We start from the raw sequence: 21,024 nt of genomic DNA on the forward strand, positions 1-21,024 counted from the left end.
ATCTCTCGCCGCTGCGTTCGAGCGCCGCGCCGACCGCCTCGCCGAGGGTTCCGGCGGCGGCCGGCGCGGCGGCGAGGGCGAGCAGCAGTGCCAACGGCAGGACGCCGAGGGGTCGAGTGGGGGGGTGTCTTGTGTCCATGGGTCCATCCTGGACCCCGGAGCTGAAATCAAGCTGAACGCGGGGCGCGATCGCTGGTGGCGTGTTCGAGCGTGAGCCGGGCCTCGGCGCGCAGGCCGCCGAGCGGGGCGTGTGTGAGTGTCAGTTGGCCGCCGTAGCCCTCGACGATCTCGCGCACGATCGCCAGCCCCAGGCCATGACCGCTGACCTGCTCGTCGAGTCGCAGACCGCGCTCGGTGAGTGTGGACAGGGCCGCCTCGGCGCAGCCGGGGCCGTCGTCGTCGACGCGGATCAGCAGCTCCCCGTCGTTGACCGAGAGCGTTGCCCGAACCTCGCCCTCGGCCCACTTGCAGGCGTTGTCGAGGAGGTTGCCGAGGAGTTCGAGCATGTCCTCGCGATCGACCGCGAGCGGTCCCCGGATCGCGCTGTCGAACGCGATGTGGAGCTGCTTGGGGGCGTGCATGCGTTTGAGCAGTCGCGCCAGCACCGGCAGTTCCTCCTCGGGTTCGAAGTAGAGCGCCGCGCCGCCGGCGCCGGCGAGCCGGGCACGTTTGAGTTGACGCTCGGCGATCTGGCGCAGTCGCTCGACCTGATCGAGCAGCCCCTGGCGCTGCTCGGCGTCGAGCGCCAGGGTGTCGGCGGCGAGCTGCTGGCGCAGCAGGGTCAGCGGTCCCTTGAGCGCATGGGCGAGGTTGCCGGCGGCGGTGCGCGAGCGTTCGAGACGCTGGCCGAAGCGCTCGAGCAGGCGGTTGAACTTGCGCACCAGCGGCAGGATCTCGGGCGGGACCTGCTCGGTGAGGGTGCCGGCGCGTCCGTGTTCGAGCCGCTCGATGTCGCGATAGAGCGGGCGCAGGCTGGTGAAGGCGCGCTGCACGATCAGCCGTTGCAGCACCAGGCTCAGTGCCAGCCCGCAGACCGCGAGCAGCGCGAACAGCCGCTCGAAGAAGTCGATCTCGGTATCGAACTCGCTGACGTCCTCGGCGATGGTGAGGGTGAGGAGATGCGCGTCGAGACGATAGCCGCCGGCCCACACCAACAACGACTGCCGATCCGGGCCGGCGGCGCGCCAGGCGGCGGTCTCGCCGGGGGCCAGCGCCCGGGTGTCGAGGTCCTCGTCCCACAGCGAGCGCGAGCGTAGTCGGTTGCCCTGGTCGTCCTCGACGACGAAGTAGTGGCCCGAGAGCGGCTGGTTGTAGACCGGGGTGAGATGGCGCGCGGCGACGTGCAGATGACCGTGACCGCTGCGCAGCGAGCCGAGCAGGCCCTCGGCGTCGTGCTCCAGACGCGAGTAGATGACGCTCTCCGAGCTGTGGTGGAGGGCGATGTGACCGATCCACCAGGCGCTGCCGATCACCGCCGTCAGCGCCAGCGCCAGCCCCAGGTGCAGCCGGGTCTCGAGCGAGATCATCGGCGTCTGAGCCGATAGCCCTGGCCGCGCAGGGTCTCGATGCGTTCGCGCCCGATCTTCTCGCGCAGCCGCCGGATATAGACCTCGATGAGATTGCCGCTCGGCTCGGCGTCGAGGTCGTAGACGTGCTCCATCAGCTGGGTCTTGGAGAGGATGCGCCCGGGGTTGCGCAGCAGGTAGCGCAGCAGGCGGAACTCGGTGCCGGTGAGCGGGTGTGTCTGGCCGTCCTCGAGCACCACGCGCTGACCGTCCTCGTCGAGGCTGAGCCCGTCGACCGCGAGGGTGCGTCCGGCGGCGGGGGCGGCGCGGCGGGTCAGGGCATTGAGCCGGGCGAGCAGTTCCTCGACGTGGAAGGGCTTGCCGAGATAGTCGTCGGCCCCGGCCTTGAGCCCGTCGACACGTTCGTGCCAGGCGTCGCGCGCGGTCAGCACCAGCACCGGCAGGTCGCGCCCGTGTGCGCGCCAGTGACGCAGCACCTCGAGTCCGGGGCGGCGCGGCAGTCCGAGGTCGAGCACCACCACGTCATAGGGCTCGGTGTCGCCGAGCTGCTCGCCGCCGATGCCGTCGGCGGCATGATCGACGGCGAACCCGGCGGCCTTGAGCGCCGGCAGCAGCGCCGCGACCTGGGCCGGGTCATCCTCTACCAATAACAGTCTCATGGCTCGATCTCGTGGTGCAGCGGGCGGGCGGTGGCGGCATCGAGTTCGAGCTCGTGGACCCGGCCATCGGCATCGAGGATCTTGATCTCGTAGCGATATCCACCATGTCGATGTTCGAGTTCGGCCTCGATCAGCTGGCCGGGGCGCAACCGTGCGGCCTGTTCGAGCAGCTGCTCCATGGGCAGGATCTGGCCGTGCTTGCGGAGCTGCCGCACCTTGTCGTGGTCGAGGTGGTCGTCGGCGCCCGCGCAGATGGTCAGTGACAGCAGACCGAAAGCGAGCAGGGGGACTGTGGTCTTCATGCAGAGGGTCCGTTGCGGCTCACGGCGCGGGCGTGACCCGTGCCGATCGATGCCCAAGAAGTGTAAACGAGGTTCCTGAACCCATGCTGAACATCACTGCAAGCAGCCGGGTGCGCTGGCTGGGCGTCGCGTTTGCGCTCGGCGCCGCGTCGACCGGCGCCAGCGAGCTGTCGCCGCCATCGTCGCTGGTGGCGCTGGGCCGGGCGCTGTTCTTCGATACCGGGTTGTCCGAGCCGCCCGGGCAGTCATGTGCGAGCTGCCACCTGCCGAGTGCCGGCTGGAGCGGCCCGGACAGCGCGATCAATGCCGCCGGTGCGGTCCAGCCCGGGGCGGTGCCCGGACGCTTCGGCAATCGTCGCGCGCCGACCCTGGCCTACGCGAGCTTCAGCCCGCCGCTGTATCTCGACGAGGAGGGCGGCGGTTTCGTCGGTGGCAACTTCTGGGACGGTCGCGCCACCGGCTGGCTGCTCGGTGACCCGCTCGCCGAGCAGGCCCAGGCGCCATTGCTCGACCCGCTCGAGCATAACCTTGCCGATGCCGCCGAGGCGGTCGAGCGGGTCTGTGCCGGGCCGCGGGGGCGAGCGCTGCGCGACTGGTTCGGCGAGAGCGTCTGCGCCGAGCCGGTCGCTGGGTTCAACGCCATTGCCCGCGCGCTCGCTGCTTACCAGTCATCGCCCGAGGTCAACGCCTTCAGCTCCAAGTACGACCATTATCTGCGCGATCCCGAGCGCTATCCGCTGAGCGCCGAGGAGGCCCGGGGGCTGGAGCTCTTCGCCCGCGCCGACAAGGGCAACTGTGCCGCCTGTCATCCGCACACCCCGGGGGCGGACGGCAGTCCGCCACTGTTTACCGACTTCACCTACGACAACCTCGGTGTCGGGCGTAACCCCGACAACCCCTGGTACGCGATGGCCGACTACAACCCCGATGGGCGTGCCTGGCGCGATCCCGGGCTGGGAGGACTGCTCGCCCGGGTGCCGCGCTTCGCGGCCCTGGCTGGGGCGCAGCTCGGCAAGCACAAGGTGCCGACCCTGCGCAATGTCGATCGTCGTCCCGCGCCCGGATTCGTGCGCGCCTACATGCACAACGGCGCCCACAAGGGGCTGGAGACGGTGGTGCACTTCTACAACACGCGCGATCTCAAGCCGGTCTGCGAGGACCTGGCCGCGCCGCGTCCGGGCAACAACTGCTGGCCACGCCCGGAGGTGGCGCGTAACGTCAATGATGACGAGCTGGGTGATCTCGGCCTCGATGCCGAGGAGGAGGCCGCCATTGTTGCCTTCCTGCGAACACTCAGCGACGGTTGGGACGCGCCACAGGATTGATCGGATCGAGGAGGTTGGATGAGTGAGCAGGGACGGCCCCGGGTGGCGGTCGCCGGTGCCAGCGGTTTCATCGGCACCGCGTTGTGCCGGGCGCTGGCCGAGCACCACGAGGTGGTGGCGTTGACCCGCTCGCCGGCGCGGGCGCGGATTCCGGACCCCGAGCGGCGTATCGGCTGGCGTCGCTGCGATCTGTTCGACGTCGAGGCGGTGCGCGCCGGGCTGCAGGGCTGCGATCTCGCGGTCTATCTGGTGCACTCCAACGCCCCTTCGTCGCGGTTGACCCAGGCCGCGGCGCGCGACATGGATCTGATTCTTGCCGACAACTTCGCCCGCGCCGCGGCGGCCTGCGGAGTGCGTCAGATCGTCTTCGTCAGCGCGCTGATCCCCGAGGGCTTCGAGATCGCGCCGCTGCTGTGGAGCCGGCGCGAGGTGGAGCTGACGCTCGCCGCTCACGGCACCCCGGTGAGCGTGCTGCGCGCCGGGCTGGTGGTGGGGCCGGGCGGTTCCGGGCTCGGGCTGCTGGTCGATCTGGTGCGCCGTCTGCCGCTGCTGGCGCTGCCGCCGGAGGCGCGCTCGCCGACCCGCCCGATCGCCCTCGACGACCTGGTGCGCGCCATCCTGCTGTGTCTGGAGCGCCCCGAGGACTATCGCGGGGTGTTCGATCTCGGTGGTCCCGAGTGGTTGAGCCATGCCGAGATGGTGCGTCAGTGCGCCGAGGTGATGGGGGTGCGACGCTGGGTGTTCACCCTGCCGTGGTTGCCGCTGGGGGTGGTCGCGTGGGTGGCGCGGCGGGTCTCAGGGGCCAGTCCCGCGTTGGTCGGGCCGGTGGTCGAGAGTCTGCCGCAGCGGCTGCGAATACGTGACAATGCGCTGCAACGGGCGATCGCGCCCTCGGCCCTCGCCTTCCGTCGGGCGCTGGCGCAGTCGCTCGCCGCCGATGGTCGTCACCTGCAGCCCAACCCGCGCCGCCCGATCCAGCTCGAGGACCGGGCGCAACTGCGCGAGGCGAGCCGGGTACGCTCGATCCAGCGCATCATCCTGCCGCCGGGACAGGACGCGGCCTGGGTGGCGGGCAACTATTTCCGCTGGCTGGGACGCTGCTGCTGGCCGCTGGTGGCCAGTCGCGAGTGCGCCGACGGCGGTTGGGAGGTCGGGCTGCGACTGCCCCGGGTGGTACTGTTGCGGCTGCGTCCGGCGGCGGCGATGAGCACGGCACAGCGGCGGGTCTATCACATCGACGGTGGATTGCTGGCCCGCGCCGAGACCGGCGGGCGGTTCGAGTTCCATACCCTGCTCGATGGCCGCTATACCATGGCCGCGATCCACGACTATGCCCCGGCGCTGCCCTGGTATCTCTATCTGTGGACCCAGGCGGCGATCCATCTGCGGGTGATGCGTCGCTATCAGCGCCGGCTGGCGCGACTGGCGCGCTGAATGCTCGGCGATCAGGCAAGGAGGGCACGCTCATGGAGTCCCAATCCCTTTCCCCGTTGCAGGGTCTGCGGCTGCTGGTCGCCGAGGACAACGAGATCACTCTGTGCGTGCTCCAGGAGATCCTCGAGGGCGAGGGGGCGCGGGTGACCGGCGTCGGCGACGGCGAGCAGGCGCTCGCCGCACTCGATACCGACGACGATTACCAGCTGCTCCTCACCGACCTGCGGATGCCGGTGGTCGATGGTCTGACGCTGGCGCGGCGCTGCCGTGAGCGTCTCCCCGGGATCCCGGTGGTGGGGCTGACGGTCGCGCTGCTGCCCGAGACCTGCGCCCAGGCCAACGAGGCCGGTATGGCCGAGCTGCTGGAGAAGCCGCCGGACATCGATGCGCTGGTGGCGGCGGTACTGCGCCACGCTCGCTGGCCGGGCGACGCCGACTGAGCCGGAGCGGTGCTCAGGCGGCCGCCGCCGCGGGCGCCGGCGGCCGGATCACGCCCTCGACCATCGCGGCGAGATCGACGCGCGCGCGCAGTCGGCGCGAGAGCATGAACGAGCCCATGAACTTGCGGTGCAGGAACATCGTCTCCGGCGCCGGGGCGGTGCTGAAGGCGCCGGAGCGGAACAGCTCGCGCCCCTGGCGGTAGACGCGCTCGAACAGGTCGGAGGTGCCGAAGTCGTAGTGGTCATCGGTGCTCAGCGGCTCGGCGGCGAGCTGCAGCAGGTCGAGCATGGTGCCGATGTGCTCGACCGGGTCGTCGGCGCCCATGTAGCCGAGCGCGACCGAGGCCTCGCGCATGCCCTCGCGATCGCTGTCGATGGTGGCGAGCGCCAGGCGGCGGAACGCGGCGACGTGCTCGGGGGCGACGCCGTGGGTGGCGCCGAAGTCGAGCAGGGCGATACGGCCGCTGTCGGCGTCGTAGAGATAGTTGCCGAAGTTGGGGTCGGTCTGCACCAGGCCGAACTCGAACAGCTCGCGCAGGGTCAGGCGCATCAGCGCGGTGGCGGCGCGATCGCGCGCGGCGCGGCGGTAGTCGGCGCCGGCGAGGCGGTCGACCGGTACGCCGTCGACGAAGTCCATCGCCAGCACGTTGCGGGTGGTGAGGTCGCGATGCACCGCCGGGACCAGGAAGTCGGGGTCGTCGCCGAGTCGCGCGCGATAGCGCTCGAGGGCCTCGGCCTCGGCGTCGTAGTCGGCCTCGCGATGGAGCTGGCGGCGCGCCTCCTCGAGAAAGGGCTTGATGTCGATGCCCTTGGGGGCCATGCCGAAGGTCTGGCCGAGCAGGGCGAGGTTGTCGATGTCGCTGTCGATGCTGTCGCGCACCCCGGGGAACTGGATCTTCAGCGCCAGACGGCGACCGTCGCGGGTCTCGGCGCGGTGCACCTGGCCGATCGAGGCGGCGGCGATCGGCTTGAACTCGAAGCGGCTGAAGCGCTTGTCCCAGTCCGCCCCGTACTCGCGCTCGAGCACCTGGCTGAGCTGACTCATCGGCATCGGTTCGGCGCGCTCGCGCAGCGCACTCATGATCTCGGCGGCCTCCGGGGTGAAGATGTCCGAGCCTTCCATCGACATCAGTTGGCCCATCTTCATCACCGCACCGCGCATCCGCGCCAGCCGCTCGGTGAAGCGGCGGGTGTGCTCGGGCGAGAGCTGGATGCGCGCCGGCTCGCCGCTGTTGCGACTGCGCGCCAGCTCGAACATCCCCTTGACGCCGACGCCGGCGGCCAGGTCGGTGGTCGCACGACCGAGGTGCCAGAGACGGCTGAGACGGCGGCTGGGGACGGCGCTTCCCGGCTGCTTGGTGGATTTGGTCATGATGAATTCCTTATCGAAATATTAAGGTTTAACCCAATGTAGGCGCGGCATGGAGTGGCGACAAGGCAAAATCGCAACCCTTGCGGTGGCGGTGATGGTGTATGGAAAAGGTGAAATCACTTGCAGTTGCACGCACATAGTTCAATAATAAACAGTTTCCTCGCGATCTCCGGCAGGCCATCCCGGCCTTCTTTGCAAGCGCGCCTTTCTCTCTCCCCTTCGAGGCTCCACCATGGATACCCCTGACACGAGCACCGGTTTCGCCGATCTCGGTCTCTCCCCCGCCGTCACCCAGGCCGTTGGTGATCTCGGCTATGAGTCCCCCACCCCGGTTCAAAGCCAATGTATCCCGCACCTGCTCGCCGGGCGTGACCTGCTCGGTCAGGCCCAGACCGGCACCGGCAAGACCGCGGCCTTCGCCCTGCCGCTGTTGAGCCGTCTCGATCTCGATGCCGGGGGACCGCAGATCCTGGTGCTGGCGCCGACCCGCGAGCTCGCGCTGCAGGTCGCCGAGGCCTTCCAGGAGTACGCCGCGCACCTGCCCGGCTTCCTGGTGCTGCCGATCTATGGCGGTCAGAGCTACGGGCTGCAGATCAGCCAGCTCAAGCGCAAGCCGCAGGTGATCGTCGGCACCCCGGGTCGGGTGATGGACCACATCCGTCGCGGCACCATGTCGCTCGCCGGGATCCGCGCCCTGGTGCTCGACGAGGCCGACGAGATGCTCAACATGGGCTTCGCCGAGGACATCGACTGGATCTTCGAGCAGGCGCCGGAGGAGCGGCAGGTGGCGCTGTTCTCGGCGACCATGCCGCGCGCCATCCGTCAGGTGGCCGAGAAGCGGCTGCGCGATCCCATGCTGGTGCAGGTGGCGGCCGACTCGGAGACGGTCGACACCATCGATCAGCACCACTGCGTGGTCACCCGCTTCCACAAGCTCGATGTGCTCACCCGCATCCTCGAGATCGAGGAGTTCGACGGCATGGTGGTCTTCGTGCGCACCAAGCACGGCACCACCGAACTGGCAGACAAGCTCAAGGCCCATGGGTTCGCCGCCGAGGCGCTCAACGGCGACATGAACCAGGAGATGCGCGAGCGCACCATCGAGCGGCTCAAGCAGCGCCAGCTCGATATCCTGGTCGCCACCGACGTGGCCGCGCGCGGACTCGATGTCGAGCGCATCAGCCATGTCGTCAACTTCGACATCCCCACCGACCCCTCGGCCTATGTCCACCGTATCGGCCGCACCGGCCGTGCCGGTCGCGCCGGTCGCGCGCTGCTGCTGGTCGAGCCGCGCGAGCGCGGGCTGCTGCGCGCCATCGAGCGCACCATCCGCCGCAGCGTGCCGGCGATGGAGCCGCCCTCGGCGGCCGATCTCAGCGAGTCGCGTATCGATCGCTTCACCGCCGAGATCAAGGAGGCGCTCGGCCAGGACCTCGATTTCTTCTATCGCCTGCTGTCGCGGCTCAACACCGAGCTGGAGGTCGAGATGCACGACCTCGCCGCGGCGCTCGCCTATCTCAACCAGCGCGAGCGTCCGCTGGAGATCCAGGAGGAGCTGCCGCGGCCGCGCCCGTCGCGCGAGCGTCATGACCGCGGTCCGCGTCTCGAGCGGGGCGCTCGTCCCGAGCGCGGTGATCGCGGCGAGCGTCGCCCGCGTCGCGAGCGCGACCACGACGCCGGCCGGCCGCCGCAGGGCGATCTCGAGCACTACCGCATCGAGGTCGGTCATCAGCATGGCGCCACCCCGCGCGAGATCGTCGGCGCCATCGCCAACGAGGCCGGGCTGGAGGGCCGCTTCATCGGCCGCATCGACATCCAGGACGATCACTCGGTGGTCGACCTGCCCAAGGGCATGCCGCGCGAGGTCTTCCAGCACCTCAAGCGGGTCTATGTCCGTGGTCAGGCCCTGCGCATCTCGGCGCTCGATCAGAGCGAGGGCGAGCCGCGCCGTGGCACCGCCGCACCGGTGCGCGAGGGGCGTCCGGGCAAGCCGCGTCCCGGCAAGTTCGTGCCCGGGCGGCAGCGCGGCGAGCGCACGCCGGTGCGTCGTGGCGCGCCCGGCGAGAAGGAGTGGCGGCCGCGCCCGAATCGCAAGCCGCGCGACTGAGATCGGTGGATAACGAGGGGGATCGATGATGCATCCGGCACGACCCTGGCTGGTCGTCGGCGCGCTCTGCGGGCTGACGAGCGTGGCGCTCGGCGCCTTCGGCGCGCACGGACTCGATGGCCGGGTCGAGCCGCGCATGCTGGCCAACTGGCACACCGCCGCCGACTATCTCGCCACCCACGCCCTGGCGATCCTGGTCTGTGGCGCCTTGCTGGTGGCGCGCCCGCGCGCCGCTGGCGTCGCTCTCGCCGCCTGGCTGTTTCTCGCCGGCATCGCCCTGTTCAGCGGCAGCCTGTTCGCGCTGGTGCTCAGCGGGGTGCGGGGGCTGGGCATGGTCACCCCGATCGGCGGTATGCTGCTGCTCGGCGGCTGGCTGGCCCTGGCCTTCGCCGGCTGGCGTCTGGCCGGTGGGCGTGATCACGGGGGCTGAGCCGTGCGCATCCCTCGCGTCCATGTCGACCAGCCGCTGACCGACGGCGCCGACTGCGCCCTGCCCAGCGGTCCCGCGCGTCATCTGGCGCAGGTGCTGCGCCTCGGCCCCGGGGCCGAGGTGGTGCTCTTCGACGGCAGCGGTCACGACTTCCCCGCCACCATCACCCACAGCGGGCGCGAGGGCGTGCAGGTGCGCCTCGGCGCGCCTGGTCCCGTCGAGCCCGCGCCCCGGCTCGAGATCCATCTCGCCCTCGGCGTCTCCAAGGGTGAGCGCATGGACTTCGCGTTGCAGAAGGCCGTGGAGCTTGGCGTCACCCGCATCACCCCGCTGCGTACCGAGCGCAGCGTGGTGCGGCTCGACGGGGCGCGGCTGGCGCGTCGTCTCGACCACTGGCGCGGGGTGATCGTCAGCGCCTGCGAGCAGAGCGGTCGTCGCCGCCTGCCCCGGCTCGACGACCTGCAGGCGCTGCCCGACTGGCTCCCCGCCGGCTGGCCCGGCGGTCTCATCCTCGATCCTCGCGCCGAGCGCGCGCTCACCGCACTCACCCCGCCCGAGACCGGCGTCACCCTGTTGATCGGTCCCGAAGGCGGTCTGAGCGAGCGCGAGATCAATCAGGCCCGCGCTCAGGGCTTCACCGGCGTGCGTCTCGGTCCCCGCATCCTCCGCACCGAGACCGCTCCCCTGGCCGCCATCGCGCTGATCCAGGGGCTGTGGGGCGACCTCGGGGACTGATCCCGGGCGCCGGCCGTTAGCGACCAGCCGAATCGAACCGCAAAGACGCGAAGCGCGCAAAGAAGACGATCGGCTTCCAATCGCCGGCCTCCAGTGGGCATTGCATTCAGCCGTACTGGTCGCTGCAACCCAATCAACTGTTTTTGCTTGGCGTCCTTCGCGTCTTTGCGGTCCAATCCCTTGGCGGCTCGTCTTGTGTACGATCCCGGCGAGCCGCTATCCTCCAGGTTGACTCCCGTCGCCCGAGGTCGTGCCGATGCATCGCCTGTTGCTGCTGCTGTGTCTGCTGTTGCTGTCGGGTTGGGTCGTGGCCGGGGAGGGAGCCGACGGGCCGACCGTGGTGCGGATCGGGGTGACGCTGGACCAGATCGTCGGGATCGACCAGAAGGCCGAGAACTTCTCCGCCGTCTATACCCTGCGGGTACGTTATCGTGAGCCGGCGCTGGCCTATGAGCCGACGCCCGGGGCGCCGCCGTTTCGCATGCTGACCTTTGCCAAGACGATGGAGAGGTTACAGGCGCAGGGGGTGGTGTGGCCGGGGATGTTCCTGGCCAATCAGCAGGGGCGGCACGACCTGAGCCGCCAGGGGATACGCCTCTACCCCGATGGCGAGGTGCACTATATCGAGCGCGCAACGGCGGTGTTCCAGGCCCCGGACTTCGATTTCCGCGATTTCCCCTTCGACAGCCAGTCGTTCTACATCCGGGCGGAGTCCTTGCTCCCCGACTCGCTGTTCGTCTTCGAGCTTCTGCCCGAGCATATCGGGGTCGGCGACCAGCTCGGCGAGGAGGAATGGCAGGTGTTCGATTCGGCGGCGGTGGTCGACACCGTCACCGGTGCCGACGGACTCGGTTACTCGCGCTTCTCGCTCGGCTTCCAGGCCAACCGTCACCTGCTCTATTACGTGGTGCGCATCTTCGTGCCGATGCTGATCATCTTGGTGGTCTCGTGGAGCACCTTCCGCCTCAAGGACTACATGAAGCGTATCGACATCGGCATCACCGTGCTGCTGTTGCTGATCGCCTTCAACTTCACCCTGGGCAACGACCTGCCGAGGCTGGGCTATCTCACCGCGGTCGATGCCTTCATCGCCGGCACCTTCGTGATCACCGGGGCGGTGATCCTGGTCAACGTGCAGTTGCGGATCTGGCAGCACCAGAAGCGCGAGCGCGAGGCCGAGCGGCTCGATCGTCTCGCCCGCATCGGCTACTGGCCGGCCTATCTGGTGGGGATGTCGACGGCCCTGCTGTTGCTCTGAGCGGGGCGAGACCGACGGACAGACAAGAAAAAAGGGCTGATCCGTGAGGATCAGCCCTTTTTCGTATTTGGCTCCCTGGGACGGGCTCGAACCGCCGACCTAGTGATTAACAGTCACCCGCTCTACCGACTGAGCTACCAGGGAATGTCTTGAGCCGATAATGTTAGTGGGGATGCGCTGATGCGTCAAGCATGGATTCGATTGCTGTGTTCGATCGCATGCCGTTTTCGCTTGCCTCTGACCGATGACTCGGCGCCCCGGCGGACGGGACGCCGGGGCGGGTCTCAGCCGGCGCAGGCGTTGGCGATACGCTCGAGCGCCTGTTCCAGGTTCTCGCGGCTGGTGGCGATCGACAGTCGGACGTAGCCGGGCAGGCCGAAGGCGGTGCCGGGCACCAGGGCGACGCCGGCGGTCTCGATCAGGAACTCGGCCAGCTCGAGGTCGGTGTTGATGTTGGGCATGCGATCGATCAGCCCCTGCACCTTGGGGAAGACATAGAAGGTGCCGTCGGTGGGCAGGCACTCGATGCCCTCGATCGCGTTGAGCCGCTCGACGACCAGGTCGTGACGCGCCTTGAAGGCGACGAGCATCTCGCCGATGCACGCCTGCGGGCCTTCGAGCGCGGCCTGGGCGGCGGCCTGCGAGATCGAGGCCGGGTTGGATGTGCTCTGCGACTGCACCTTCTTCATCGCCTTGATGATGTCGACCGGACCGGCGGCGTAGCCGATGCGCCAGCCGGTCATCGAGTAGGCCTTGGAGACGCCGTTGAGCACCAGGGTGCGCGGGGCAAGGTCGGGGCAGGCGTTGAGGATGTTGACGAAGGGCGCATCGCTCCAGCGGATGTGCTCGTACATGTCGTCGCTGGCGATCACCGCGCGCGGGAAGTCACGCAGCACCTCGCCGAGGGCCTCGAGCTCGTCGCGGCTGTAGGCCATGCCGGTGGGGTTGGAGGGGCTGTTGATGACCACCAGCCGGGTCTGCTCGGTCATCGCCGCGCGCAGCTGCGCCGGGGTGATCTTGAACGACTGGTCGGCGGCGGCGTGGATGAACACCGGGGCGGCACCGGCGAGCAGCGACATGTCGGGGTAGGAGACCCAGTAGGGGGCGGGGATCACCACCTCGTCGCCCGGATCGAGCAGCGCCTGGGCGAGGTTGAAGAAGCTCTGCTTACCGCCGCAGGAGACCAGGATCTGCTCGGCGGTGAAGTCGAACCCGTTGTCGCGCTTGAACTTGTCGATGATCGCCTGCTTGAGCCCGGCGGTGCCGTCGACGGCGGTGTACTTGGTGAAGCCGTTCTCGATCGCGGCGATGGCGGCGGCCTTGATGTGTTCGGGGGTGTCGAAGTCGGGTTCACCGGCACCGAGTCCGATCACGTCCTTGCCCTCGGCGCGCAGCGCATTGGCGCGGGCGGTGATGGCGAGTGTGGCAGACGGCTTGACGGCCTGGACGCGGGCGGCGAGTTTGGTGCTCATCAGCGATGATCTCTGGGGTCCTGGGGTGGCTGGATTTGATTGTTGCAACTGCCAATAATAGCGAAACGCCGGACGCCCGGCATCTCGCGCGATGGCCGTGGATCGCGGTCGCTGCGGGGTGCCGTCGCCATCAGCAGACGAGGCCCCTTGCATGTCCGCCAGACCTTTCCAGCTCGAAGCCCGGTTCGCACCCGCGGGCGATCAGCCAGCAGCCATCGAACGCCTGGTCGCCGGCCTCGAGGACGGCGAGGCCGGGCAGACCCTTCTCGGGGTGACCGGTTCGGGCAAGACCTTCACCATCGCCAACGTCATCGACCGGGTGCAGCGCCCGACCCTGGTACTGGCGCCGAACAAGACCCTCGCCGCCCAGCTCTACGGCGAGATGCGCGAGTTCTTCCCGCACAACGCCGTCGAGTACTTCGTCTCCTACTACGACTACTACCAGCCCGAGGCCTATGTCCCGGCCACGGATACCTATATCGAGAAGGACGCGGCGATCAACGAGCACGTCGAGCAGATGCGGCTGTCGGCGACCAAGGCGCTGCTGGAGCGGCGCGATGTGGTGATCGTCGCCACCGTCTCGTCGATCTACGGGCTCGGTGACCCGAGCGCCTATCTGAAGATGGTGCTGCTGCTCAAGCGCGGCGATCTGGTCGATCAGCGCGCCATCCTGCGTCGTCTCGCCGACCTGCAGTACCAGCGCAACGAGGTCGAGCTGCAGCGCGGCTGCTACCGGGTGCGCGGCGACGTGATCGATATCTATCCGGCCGAGTCCGACGACGAGGCGGTGCGGGTGGAGCTGTTCGACGACGAGATCGAGTCGCTGTCGCTGTTCGACCCGCTCACCGGCGCGGTGCGCCAGCAGGTGGCGCGCTACACCGTCTACCCCAAGACCCACTACGCCACGCCGCGCGAGACCATCCTCCAGGCCGTCGAGCAGATCAAGCCGGAGCTGCGCGAGCGCCTCGCGGTGCTGCGCGAGCAGGGCAAGCTGGTCGAGGCGCAGCGGCTCGAACAGCGCACCCAGTTCGACCTGGAGATGATGGTCGAGGTCGGCTACTGCCAGGGCATCGAGAACTACAGTCGCTATCTCTCCGGGCGCGCCCCCGGCGAGCCGCCGCCGACCCTCTACGACTACCTGCCGCACGACGCCCTGGTGGTGATCGACGAGAGCCATGTCACCGTGCCCCAGCTCGGCGGCATGTACCGGGGTGATCGCTCGCGCAAGGAGAACCTGGTCGACTACGGCTTCCGCCTGCCCTCGGCGCTCGACAACCGGCCGCTGCGCTTCGAGGAGTTTCGCGCGCGCCAGCCGCAGACCATCTATGTCTCGGCCACCCCGCGCGCCTTCGAGCTGGAGCACTCGGGCGTGGTCGTCGAGCAGGTGGTGCGTCCCACCGGGCTGGTCGACCCCGAGCTCGAGGTGCGCCCGGCGCTGACCCAGGTCGACGACCTGCTCTCCGAGATCCACGCCCGGGTCGCGGTCGACGAACGCGTGCTGGTGACCACCCTCACCAAGCGCATGGCCGAGGACCTCACCGATTACCTCACCGAGCACGAGGTGCGGGTGCGCTATCTGCACTCCGACATCGATACCGTCGAGCGCGTCGAGATCATCCGCGATCTGCGGCTCGGCGCCTTCGACGTGCTGGTCGGCATCAACCTGCTGCGCGAGGGGCTGGACATGCCCGAGGTCTCGCTGGTCGCCGTCCTCGACGCCGACAAGGAAGGGTTCCTGCGCTCGACCGATTCGCTGATCCAGACCATCGGTCGCGCCGCGCGCAATGCCAACGGCAAGGCGATCCTCTACGCCGACAGCGTCACCGCCTCGATGCGCCGGGCGATCGACGAGACCGAGCGCCGCCGCGCCAAGCAGCTCGCCGCCAACGCCGCCAACGGCATCACCCCGCAGACCATCCGCAAGGCGGTGGCCGACATCATGGAGGCGGCCACTCCGGGCGCGCCGCTGCCGGCGCGTGACTATGCCGCGGTGGCCGACGAGGTGGCCGAGTACGCCGCGCTCACCCCGCAGCAGCTGGCCAAGCGGATCAAGACGCTGGAGAAGACCATGTACCAGCACGCCAAGGACCTGGAGTTCGAGCAGGCGGCGGCGGTGCGCGACCAGATCCGCGCGCTGCAGACCCGGGGGCTGGCGGGCTGAGCACGCGCATGGGTGCGACACCGCGACGATGAGCGAGCAGGAGCGGCGGGAGGCCGGCGCGGTCGACGCCCCCGGGCCGGGCATGGCGAGCGCCGCGGCCGAGGCGCCCGGGTCGCCGCCGTCGCGGCTCCGGAGCATGCCCGGGCGGGCGTGCTGCTGGCTGCGCCGCTGCGGTCGCGGGTTGCTGGTGCTGGTCGTCACCGGCGTGCTCGGCTCGGCGCTGCTCGTCGGGGCGCTGCGCTGGGTCGATCCGCCGGCCTCGGCGTTCATGCTCCAGCACGCCTACAACCTGTGGCGACTCGATCAGTCACCGCCCTATTACCATCATTGCTGGGTGCCCTGGAGCGAGCTCCCGCCGCCGCTGCGACTGGCGGCGATCAGTGGAGAGGATCAGCGCTTTCCGACCCATCTCGGCTTCGACCTGATCGAGATCCGTCACGCCCTCGCCGCCCATCGCCAGGGCGGCGCGTTGCGCGGCGCCAGCACCATCACCCAGCAGACGGCCAAGAACCTCTTCCTGTGGCCGGGGCAGGGCTGGGGGCGCAAGGCGATCGAGGCCTGGTTCACCTTGTTGCTCGAGGTGCTGTGGTCGAAGGAGCGCATCCTCGAGGTCTATCTCAACATCATCCAGTTCAGCCCCAGCACCTATGGCGCCGGGGCGGCCAGCGTGCGCTACTTCGGCCACCCGGCGCGCACCCTGACGCTGGAGGAGTCGGCGCTGCTCATCGGCGTGCTGCCTGCCCCCGGTCACTACCGTCTCGACCGCCCCTCGGAGCGGTTGCGCCGCCGCGCCGACTGGATCATCGACCAGTCCTCGCGTCTTGGCGGCGAGCGTTATCTGGGGCGGCTCTGAGGTTCAGCGATCAGCCGTCAGCTACCAGCCGCCAGCCGCCAGCCGTCAGCCGCCAGCCGTCAGCCGCCAGCGGGCGTTTTTCCTCACCGTCGCCACGAACACCAGGCGCCATCATCGTAGGATGGGCAAAGCGCAGCGTGCCCATCGCGGGGGGAGCGATCAGCGCCCAGCCTTCAGTCGCCAGTTGCCAGCCTCCAGTGAGGGGACTGGGTTGTCTCGTCGCGTCGCGGTTGACCGTACGCCGACACCGGAGACTGTTTGCTGAAGGCTGGTCGCTCTCTTCGCGTCCTTTGTGTCTTGGCGGTTCAATCTTCATTGAACCGCCAAGATGCTGTCTTGCTCGTCAATCGCCGATCATGCACACCAGCCTCGCCGACTGGAGGCTGATCGCTGGAAGCTGATTCGAACCGCAAAGGCGCCAAGAGCGCGAAGATGAAGGAAGGCTTCCAGCTGCCAGCCTCCAGTGAGGGGACTGGGTTGTCTCGTCGCGTCGCGGTTGACCGTACGCCGACACCGGAGGCTGTTTGCTGAAGGCTGGTCGCTCTCTTCGCGTCCTTTGGGACTTTGCGGTTCAATATCTCCCGGCGGCTGGCGGCTGGCGGCTGGCGGCTGGCGGCTGGCAGCCCGTCCTCAGGGGCCGCAATACCGCTCGACCTGGGCGCGGTGGTGTTCGAGCATCTGCTCGCGGTAGTGCTGTTCGCTGCGGTCGCGGTAGGTGGCGCGGGCGGCCTGTTCCCAGCGCGCGACCTGGGCACGGTGACGGGCGCATTTGGCCCGATCCACTGCCGTGGGGGTTGATGTCTTGCGCGGCGCGTCGGTGGAAGTGCGCTCGGTCGGGGGTGGGGCGAGCCGTTCGAGCTGGCTGCCGACCGACATCCTCGGGTCGTTGGCGGCGCGGGCGTTGCCGTCGGGGCTGCGGGTGTCGAGCTCGATGCTGCCCCCCGAACTTGCGGCGTCACAGGGCGTTTGCTGGTAACTGGTATGACCGGCGGCGTCGACGCAACGATACAGCTCGGCCTGGGCGTCGAGGGCCGCGACCGCGCAGAGCAGCGCGATGGCGCCTTTCATGCTTGATCCTCCCTCCGCTGGAATCACATGGCGGGGCTCAGTGCCCCGCCATGTCCGAGCTTAGTCGGGATCCCCGGCGCGCGTGAGAGGCCGGCGGTCTCAGTCGCGCCCGCGGGCGCGGGCGGCGCGGCGCTGCTCCACGGCGTCGGCCAGTGCCTGGAGCATGGGCTCGGTGTCGTCCCAGCCGACACAGGCGTCGGTGATGCTCTGGCCGTGGACCAACCCCTTGCCGTCACCGAGGTTCTGCCGCCCGGCGACCAGGTTGCCCTCGATCATCGCGCCGATGATGCACTGCTCGCCGCGCGCCACCTGTCCGGCCACGTCCTGACAGACGCGCACCTGCTTCTCCGGCTTCTTGCGGCTGTTGGCGTGGCTGCAGTCGATCATGACCTTCGGCGTCAGCCCGGACTCGACGATCTGGTCGGCGGCGATGTGCACGCTCTCGGTGTCGTAGTTCGGACGCTGGCCGCCGCGCAGGATGACATGGGTGTCGACGTTGCCGGTGGTGCTGAAGATCGCCGAGCGTCCCTCCTTGGTCACCGACATGAACACATGGGGACGTGCGGCGGCGTGGATGGCGTCGATCGCCACCTTGACGTCACCGTTGGTGGCGTTCTTGAAGCCGACCGGGCAGGACAGCCCGGAGGTCAGCTCGCGATGGCCCTGGCTCTCGGTGGTGCGCGCGCCGATCGCGCCCCAGCTGATCAGATCGGCGATGTACTGGGGGCTGATCAGGTCGAGGAACTCGGTGCCGGCGGGCATGCCCATGTCGTTGAGATCGAGCAGCAGCTTACGGGCGATGCCCAGCCCCTGGTTGATCTCGAAGCTGCCGTCGAGTCCGGGGTCGTTGATCAGCCCCTTCCAGCCGACGGTGGTGCGCGGCTTCTCGAAATAGACCCGCATCACCACCTGCAACTGCTCGGCGAAGCGCTCGCGCAGCGGCTTGAGCTTGCGGGCGTACTCGATCGCGGCGTCGGGGTCGTGCACCGAGCAGGGACCGATGATCACCAGCAGACGATCGTCCTCGCCGTGGAGGATGCGCTGGATCGCGTGACGGGTGCCATAGACGGTCGCCGAGGCGGCCTCGGAGAGCGGAAACTCCTCGTGCAACGCCTTCGGTGAGCGGACTTCTTTGATTTCGCGGATGCGCAGGTCGTCGGTCTGGTACATGGGCATGGGCGTTGCTGGATTGTCGATGGAGCGAAGCATTATAAACCGAAGCGTGTAGGTCGCTGCGCCGGAGATGACCGTCGAGCGCCGCTCGACCGGCATGTCCGCCGTACCTTGGGGGCAGGCGCGGATTCCCCGCTCGCGCCGCTGCCGCCCGGCGTCGCGTCTCCCTCGTGGCGACGGATTCGGGTATGCTTAGACGGGATCAGGGCTGCCGCCCGATCGATCCGGCGCCCGAGCACTTTCCATCTCCATTGCGGCTTGCGCCGCCGATTGCCGGTCCCGGCCCCGTCCCAGGGGTCGTGCGGATCCTGCGTCGGCGCGGCGCGGCCTGGTCGTAGGCCTGCATGAAGCAAGACATCATCGAACTCATCCGCGACGCCCTCGGGCGTCTCGTCGCAGACGGCACCCTCGCGCTCGAGGCGCTGCCCGAGCCCCAGCTCGATCGCACCAGGGATCCGGCCCACGGCGACTTCGCCACCAATATCGCCATGGTGCTGGCCAAGCAGGCGCGCACCAAGCCGCGCGACCTGGCGCAGCGACTGGTCGAGGCGCTGCCCGCCTCCGCCGCCGTGGCGCGGGTCGAGATCGCCGGTCCCGGCTTCATCAACTTCTTCCTCACCGAGGCCGCCTACCACGCCCTGGTGCCGCAGATCATGACCGCCGGGCCCGACTACGGGCGCAGCCAGGTCGGCGCCGGACGTCGGGTGCAGGTCGAGTTCGTCTCGGCCAATCCCACCGGACCGCTGCACGTCGGTCACGGTCGTGGCGCGGCCTACGGCAGCGTGGTCGCCGATCTGCTCGCCGCGGTCGGCTTCGACGTCCACCGCGAGTACTACGTCAACGACGCCGGTCGCCAGATGGACATCCTCGGCACATCGGTGTGGCTGCGCTATCTCGAGCTCTGCGGCGAGGAGCTGACCTTCCCGAGCAACGGCTACAAGGGCGATTACGTCTGGGACATCGCCGCGACCCTGCACCGCGAGCACGGCGACGCCTACCGGGTGGCCGCCGATGCGGTCTTCGCCGGGGTGGCGGCGGATGACGACGGTGCCGGCGGCGGTGACAAGGAGGCGCACATCGACGACCTGATCGCGGCGGCCAAGCGTCTGCTCGGCGACAACCGCTATCGCTTCGTCTTCGAGCTCGGGCTCAACACCATCCTCGACGACATCCGCGACGATCTCGCCGGCTTCGGCGTCGACTATCAGGAGTGGTACTCCGAGCGCACGCTCACCGAGAGCGGTGCGGTCAACAAGGCCATCGAGCGGCTGCGCGCGTCCGGGCACGTCTACGAGCAGAACGGCGCGCTCTGGTTCCGCTCCACCGACTTCGGCGACGAGAAGGACCGGGTGGTGGTGCGCGACAACGGCCAGACCACCTACTTCGCCTCCGACATCGCCTATCACATGGACAAGCTCGAGCGCGGCTTCGAGCGGGTGATCGACATCTGGGGCGCCGACCACCACGGCTATGTGCCGCGGGTGAAGGCCGCGCTCGAGGCGCTCGGCGACGATGCCAGCCGTCTCGAGGTGCTGCTGGTGCAGTTCGCCATCCTCTATCGCGGCGGCGAGAAGGCGCAGATGTCGACGCGCTCGGGCGAGTTCGTCACCCTGCGTCAGCTGCGCGAGGAGGTCGGGCGCGACGCGGCGCGCTTTTTCTACGTCATGCGTCGCTGCGAGCAGCATCTCGACTTCGATCTCGACCTGGCCAAGTCCGAGTCCTCGGACAACCCGGTCTACTACGTCCAGTACGCCCACGCCCGCATCTGCAGCGTGCTGCGCCAGGCCGCCGAGCGCGGCATCGTCATCGAGCCGAGCGCCGGCACCAGCCATCTCGATCGCCTGGTCGAGCCCCAGGAGCAGGCGCTGCTGCGCTCCATCGCGCGCTATCCGGAGGTGGTCGAGGGCGCCGCGCTCAAGGCCGAACCGCATCAGCTCACCCACTATCTGCGCGATCTCGCCAACGAGCTGCACACCTATTACAACGCCCACCAGTTCCTGGTCGATGACGCTGCGCTGCGCGATGCCCGGATCAAGCTGATCCTCGCCGTGCGTCAGGTGCTGCGCAACGGTCTGGGGCTGCTCGGGGTGAGCGCGCCGGAGAACATGTGAGATGACCAGGGACTACCGACGCAGTGGCGCGACCCGCCCCAGCCCGAAGCGCCAGCAGTCGCGCTCCTGCGTCTGGTGGTTCCTGTTCGGGGCCCTGCTCGGTGCCTTCGGCGCCAGCCTGTACTGGATGCCCGAGCCCGAGGTGGGCGCGGAGACCGGCGAGCGCGCGGCGCCGGCCTCGCGTCCGGTGCCGGTGCAGCCCGACTTCCAGTTCCCCACGCTGTTGCGCGACGCCGAGGTCGAGATCGAGACCGATGCCCCGCCACCCCCGCCGCCGGCCCCTCGTCCCCAGCCAGAGCCGCCGCCCCAGCCGCAGACCCCGCCGCCATCGGCCAGCCTCGAGCGCCCCGCCGCCACTGGCGGCTATGTCGTCCAGGCCGGCTCGTTCAAGCGCAATGCCGATGCCGAGACGCTGCGCGCCGAACTCGCTCTGCTCGGCCTCTCCAGCCGGATCGAGCGCGTCACCCTCGACAGCGGCGCGGTCTATCACCGGGTGCGTCTCGGTCCCTACGCCAACAAGGCCGATGCCGAGCGGGTGCGCGCCCAGCTGCAGCGCGCCGGCAAGGATGGGCTGACGCTGCCGGCGCGCTAGTCGCCG

At 69.1% G+C, this 21,024-nt stretch carries 18 protein-coding genes and 1 tRNA gene; 11 read left to right on the plus strand and 8 right to left on the minus strand.

Going from position 1 to position 21,024, the window contains the following annotated elements; all coding sequences use genetic code 11:
- Positions 1 to 167 precede the first annotated feature (167 nt).
- The 3 genes from EBL85_RS12630 to EBL85_RS12640 are packed head-to-tail and all read right to left on the minus strand — an operon-like array spanning position 168 to position 2,487.
- Positions 168 to 1,526 (minus strand): sensor histidine kinase, encoded by a 1,359-nt coding sequence (locus EBL85_RS12630; RefSeq protein WP_123139016.1) that lies wholly within the window; start codon positions 1,524 to 1,526, stop codon positions 168 to 170.
- Positions 1,523 to 2,185 carry a response regulator transcription factor gene (locus EBL85_RS12635; RefSeq protein ID WP_123139015.1) on the minus strand — a complete coding sequence of 221 codons (663 nt, stop codon included), beginning with the start codon at positions 2,183 to 2,185 and terminating at the stop codon, positions 1,523 to 1,525. Before EBL85_RS12635 ends, EBL85_RS12630 begins: the two co-directional genes overlap by 4 nt.
- Entirely contained in the window at positions 2,182 to 2,487 is a 306-nt protein-coding gene (locus tag EBL85_RS12640; protein ID WP_123139014.1) for a PepSY domain-containing protein, read from the minus strand. The genes EBL85_RS12635 and EBL85_RS12640 overlap by 4 nt, the downstream gene beginning before the upstream one ends.
- An 83-nt stretch (positions 2,488 to 2,570) precedes the next feature.
- On the opposite strand from EBL85_RS12640, the gene EBL85_RS12645 reads away from it, so the two are divergent.
- From EBL85_RS12645 to EBL85_RS12655, 3 genes are read left to right on the plus strand one after another with little or no spacing between them, the layout of a single operon-like run.
- Complete coding sequence (locus tag EBL85_RS12645) at positions 2,571 to 3,812, plus strand: cytochrome-c peroxidase (RefSeq protein ID WP_123143092.1); 1,242 nt, start codon at positions 2,571 to 2,573, stop codon at positions 3,810 to 3,812.
- Positions 3,813 to 3,830: 18 nt separating this feature from the next.
- Positions 3,831 to 5,246 (plus strand): NAD(P)H-binding protein, encoded by a 1,416-nt coding sequence (locus EBL85_RS12650; RefSeq protein ID WP_123143093.1) that lies wholly within the window; start codon positions 3,831 to 3,833, stop codon positions 5,244 to 5,246.
- 32 nt (positions 5,247 to 5,278) lie between these two features.
- A complete protein-coding gene (locus EBL85_RS12655) occupies positions 5,279 to 5,686 on the plus strand; it encodes a response regulator (protein WP_123139011.1) in 408 nt (135 codons plus the stop codon).
- 13 nt (positions 5,687 to 5,699) lie between these two features.
- On the opposite strand, the gene EBL85_RS12660 is transcribed toward EBL85_RS12655, so the two are convergent.
- Positions 5,700 to 7,058, minus strand: a complete 1,359-nt coding sequence (locus EBL85_RS12660) for an AarF/ABC1/UbiB kinase family protein (RefSeq protein ID WP_123139010.1) — start codon at positions 7,056 to 7,058, stop codon at positions 5,700 to 5,702.
- Positions 7,059 to 7,290: 232 nt separating this feature from the next.
- Here EBL85_RS12660 and EBL85_RS12665 point away from each other — a divergent pair, with 232 nt between their 5' ends.
- The 4 genes from EBL85_RS12665 to EBL85_RS12680 all read left to right on the plus strand — a co-directional run bounded on the left by EBL85_RS12665 (position 7,291) and on the right by EBL85_RS12680 (position 11,588).
- Positions 7,291 to 9,165 (plus strand): DEAD/DEAH box helicase, encoded by a 1,875-nt coding sequence (locus EBL85_RS12665; RefSeq protein ID WP_123143094.1) that lies wholly within the window; start codon positions 7,291 to 7,293, stop codon positions 9,163 to 9,165.
- Positions 9,166 to 9,190: 25 nt separating this feature from the next.
- Positions 9,191 to 9,595, plus strand: coding sequence for a DUF423 domain-containing protein (locus tag EBL85_RS12670; protein WP_369957531.1), 405 nt, complete (start codon positions 9,191 to 9,193; stop codon positions 9,593 to 9,595).
- A gap of 3 nt (positions 9,596 to 9,598) precedes the next feature.
- Complete coding sequence (locus EBL85_RS12675) at positions 9,599 to 10,330, plus strand: 16S rRNA (uracil(1498)-N(3))-methyltransferase (protein WP_123139008.1); 732 nt, start codon at positions 9,599 to 9,601, stop codon at positions 10,328 to 10,330.
- 256 nt (positions 10,331 to 10,586) lie between these two features.
- Complete coding sequence (locus tag EBL85_RS12680) at positions 10,587 to 11,588, plus strand: hypothetical protein (protein WP_082805864.1); 1,002 nt, start codon at positions 10,587 to 10,589, stop codon at positions 11,586 to 11,588.
- Positions 11,589 to 11,656: 68 nt separating this feature from the next.
- Here the strand turns inward: EBL85_RS12680 and EBL85_RS12685 are convergent.
- Together EBL85_RS12685 and EBL85_RS12690 are read right to left on the minus strand one after the other, a co-directional pair.
- Positions 11,657 to 11,732: transfer RNA gene (locus EBL85_RS12685), tRNA-Asn, on the minus strand.
- A gap of 140 nt (positions 11,733 to 11,872) precedes the next feature.
- Positions 11,873 to 13,060 carry a pyridoxal phosphate-dependent aminotransferase gene (locus EBL85_RS12690; RefSeq protein WP_123143095.1) on the minus strand — a complete coding sequence of 396 codons (1,188 nt, stop codon included), beginning with the start codon at positions 13,058 to 13,060 and terminating at the stop codon, positions 11,873 to 11,875.
- 151 nt (positions 13,061 to 13,211) lie between these two features.
- On the opposite strand from EBL85_RS12690, the gene uvrB reads away from it, so the two are divergent.
- Positions 13,212 to 15,221, plus strand: a complete 2,010-nt coding sequence (gene uvrB, locus EBL85_RS12695; RefSeq protein ID WP_123143096.1) for an excinuclease ABC subunit UvrB — start codon at positions 13,212 to 13,214, stop codon at positions 15,219 to 15,221.
- Positions 15,222 to 15,249: 28 nt separating this feature from the next.
- A complete protein-coding gene (gene mtgA, locus EBL85_RS12700) occupies positions 15,250 to 16,074 on the plus strand; it encodes a monofunctional biosynthetic peptidoglycan transglycosylase (RefSeq protein ID WP_123143097.1) in 825 nt (274 codons plus the stop codon).
- A 630-nt stretch (positions 16,075 to 16,704) separates the two neighbouring features.
- Here mtgA and EBL85_RS12705 read toward each other — a convergent pair.
- Positions 16,705 to 17,142: a DUF4124 domain-containing protein gene (locus EBL85_RS12705; RefSeq protein ID WP_123143098.1), complete on the minus strand. Its 438-nt coding sequence runs from the start codon at positions 17,140 to 17,142 to the stop codon at positions 16,705 to 16,707.
- Between the two features lie 99 nt (positions 17,143 to 17,241).
- A complete protein-coding gene (locus EBL85_RS12710; protein ID WP_123139003.1) occupies positions 17,242 to 18,312 on the minus strand; it encodes a 3-deoxy-7-phosphoheptulonate synthase in 1,071 nt (356 codons plus the stop codon).
- Between the two features lie 347 nt (positions 18,313 to 18,659).
- Between EBL85_RS12710 and argS the strand changes: the two genes are divergently transcribed.
- Complete coding sequence (gene argS, locus EBL85_RS12715; RefSeq protein ID WP_123143099.1) at positions 18,660 to 20,426, plus strand: arginine--tRNA ligase; 1,767 nt, start codon at positions 18,660 to 18,662, stop codon at positions 20,424 to 20,426.
- 1 nt (position 20,427) lies between these two features.
- Positions 20,428 to 21,018 carry an SPOR domain-containing protein gene (locus EBL85_RS12720; RefSeq protein WP_123139001.1) on the plus strand — a complete coding sequence of 197 codons (591 nt, stop codon included), beginning with the start codon at positions 20,428 to 20,430 and terminating at the stop codon, positions 21,016 to 21,018.
- Positions 21,019 to 21,024: the final 6 nt, after the last annotated feature.

Origin of the sequence: Marichromatium sp. AB32 (assembly GCF_003718675.1) — a bacterium.
Taxonomy (GTDB): domain Bacteria; phylum Pseudomonadota; class Gammaproteobacteria; order Chromatiales; family Chromatiaceae; genus Marichromatium; species Marichromatium gracile.

What these genes read in the sequence shown, in the direction of transcription:
- EBL85_RS12630 (WP_123139016.1), bottom strand. Translation starts at nt 1,526, where the DNA reads ATGATCTCGCTCGAGACCCGGCTGCACCTGGGGCTGGCGCTGGCGCTG.
- EBL85_RS12635 (WP_123139015.1), bottom strand. Translation starts at nt 2,185, where the DNA reads ATGAGACTGTTATTGGTAGAGGATGACCCGGCCCAGGTCGCGGCGCTG.
- EBL85_RS12640 (WP_123139014.1), bottom strand. Translation starts at nt 2,487, where the DNA reads ATGAAGACCACAGTCCCCCTGCTCGCTTTCGGTCTGCTGTCACTGACC.
- EBL85_RS12645 (WP_123143092.1), top strand. Translation starts at nt 2,571, where the DNA reads ATGCTGAACATCACTGCAAGCAGCCGGGTGCGCTGGCTGGGCGTCGCG.
- EBL85_RS12650 (WP_123143093.1), top strand. Translation starts at nt 3,831, where the DNA reads ATGAGTGAGCAGGGACGGCCCCGGGTGGCGGTCGCCGGTGCCAGCGGT.
- EBL85_RS12655 (WP_123139011.1), top strand. Translation starts at nt 5,279, where the DNA reads ATGGAGTCCCAATCCCTTTCCCCGTTGCAGGGTCTGCGGCTGCTGGTC.
- EBL85_RS12660 (WP_123139010.1), bottom strand. Translation starts at nt 7,058, where the DNA reads ATGACCAAATCCACCAAGCAGCCGGGAAGCGCCGTCCCCAGCCGCCGT.
- EBL85_RS12665 (WP_123143094.1), top strand. Translation starts at nt 7,291, where the DNA reads ATGGATACCCCTGACACGAGCACCGGTTTCGCCGATCTCGGTCTCTCC.
- EBL85_RS12670 (WP_369957531.1), top strand. Translation starts at nt 9,191, where the DNA reads ATGATGCATCCGGCACGACCCTGGCTGGTCGTCGGCGCGCTCTGCGGG.
- EBL85_RS12680 (WP_082805864.1), top strand. Translation starts at nt 10,587, where the DNA reads ATGCATCGCCTGTTGCTGCTGCTGTGTCTGCTGTTGCTGTCGGGTTGG.
- EBL85_RS12690 (WP_123143095.1), bottom strand. Translation starts at nt 13,060, where the DNA reads ATGAGCACCAAACTCGCCGCCCGCGTCCAGGCCGTCAAGCCGTCTGCC.
- uvrB (WP_123143096.1), top strand. Translation starts at nt 13,212, where the DNA reads ATGTCCGCCAGACCTTTCCAGCTCGAAGCCCGGTTCGCACCCGCGGGC.
- mtgA (WP_123143097.1), top strand. Translation starts at nt 15,250, where the DNA reads ATGAGCGAGCAGGAGCGGCGGGAGGCCGGCGCGGTCGACGCCCCCGGG.
- EBL85_RS12705 (WP_123143098.1), bottom strand. Translation starts at nt 17,142, where the DNA reads ATGAAAGGCGCCATCGCGCTGCTCTGCGCGGTCGCGGCCCTCGACGCC.
- EBL85_RS12710 (WP_123139003.1), bottom strand. Translation starts at nt 18,312, where the DNA reads ATGTACCAGACCGACGACCTGCGCATCCGCGAAATCAAAGAAGTCCGC.
- argS (WP_123143099.1), top strand. Translation starts at nt 18,660, where the DNA reads ATGAAGCAAGACATCATCGAACTCATCCGCGACGCCCTCGGGCGTCTC.
- EBL85_RS12720 (WP_123139001.1), top strand. Translation starts at nt 20,428, where the DNA reads ATGACCAGGGACTACCGACGCAGTGGCGCGACCCGCCCCAGCCCGAAG.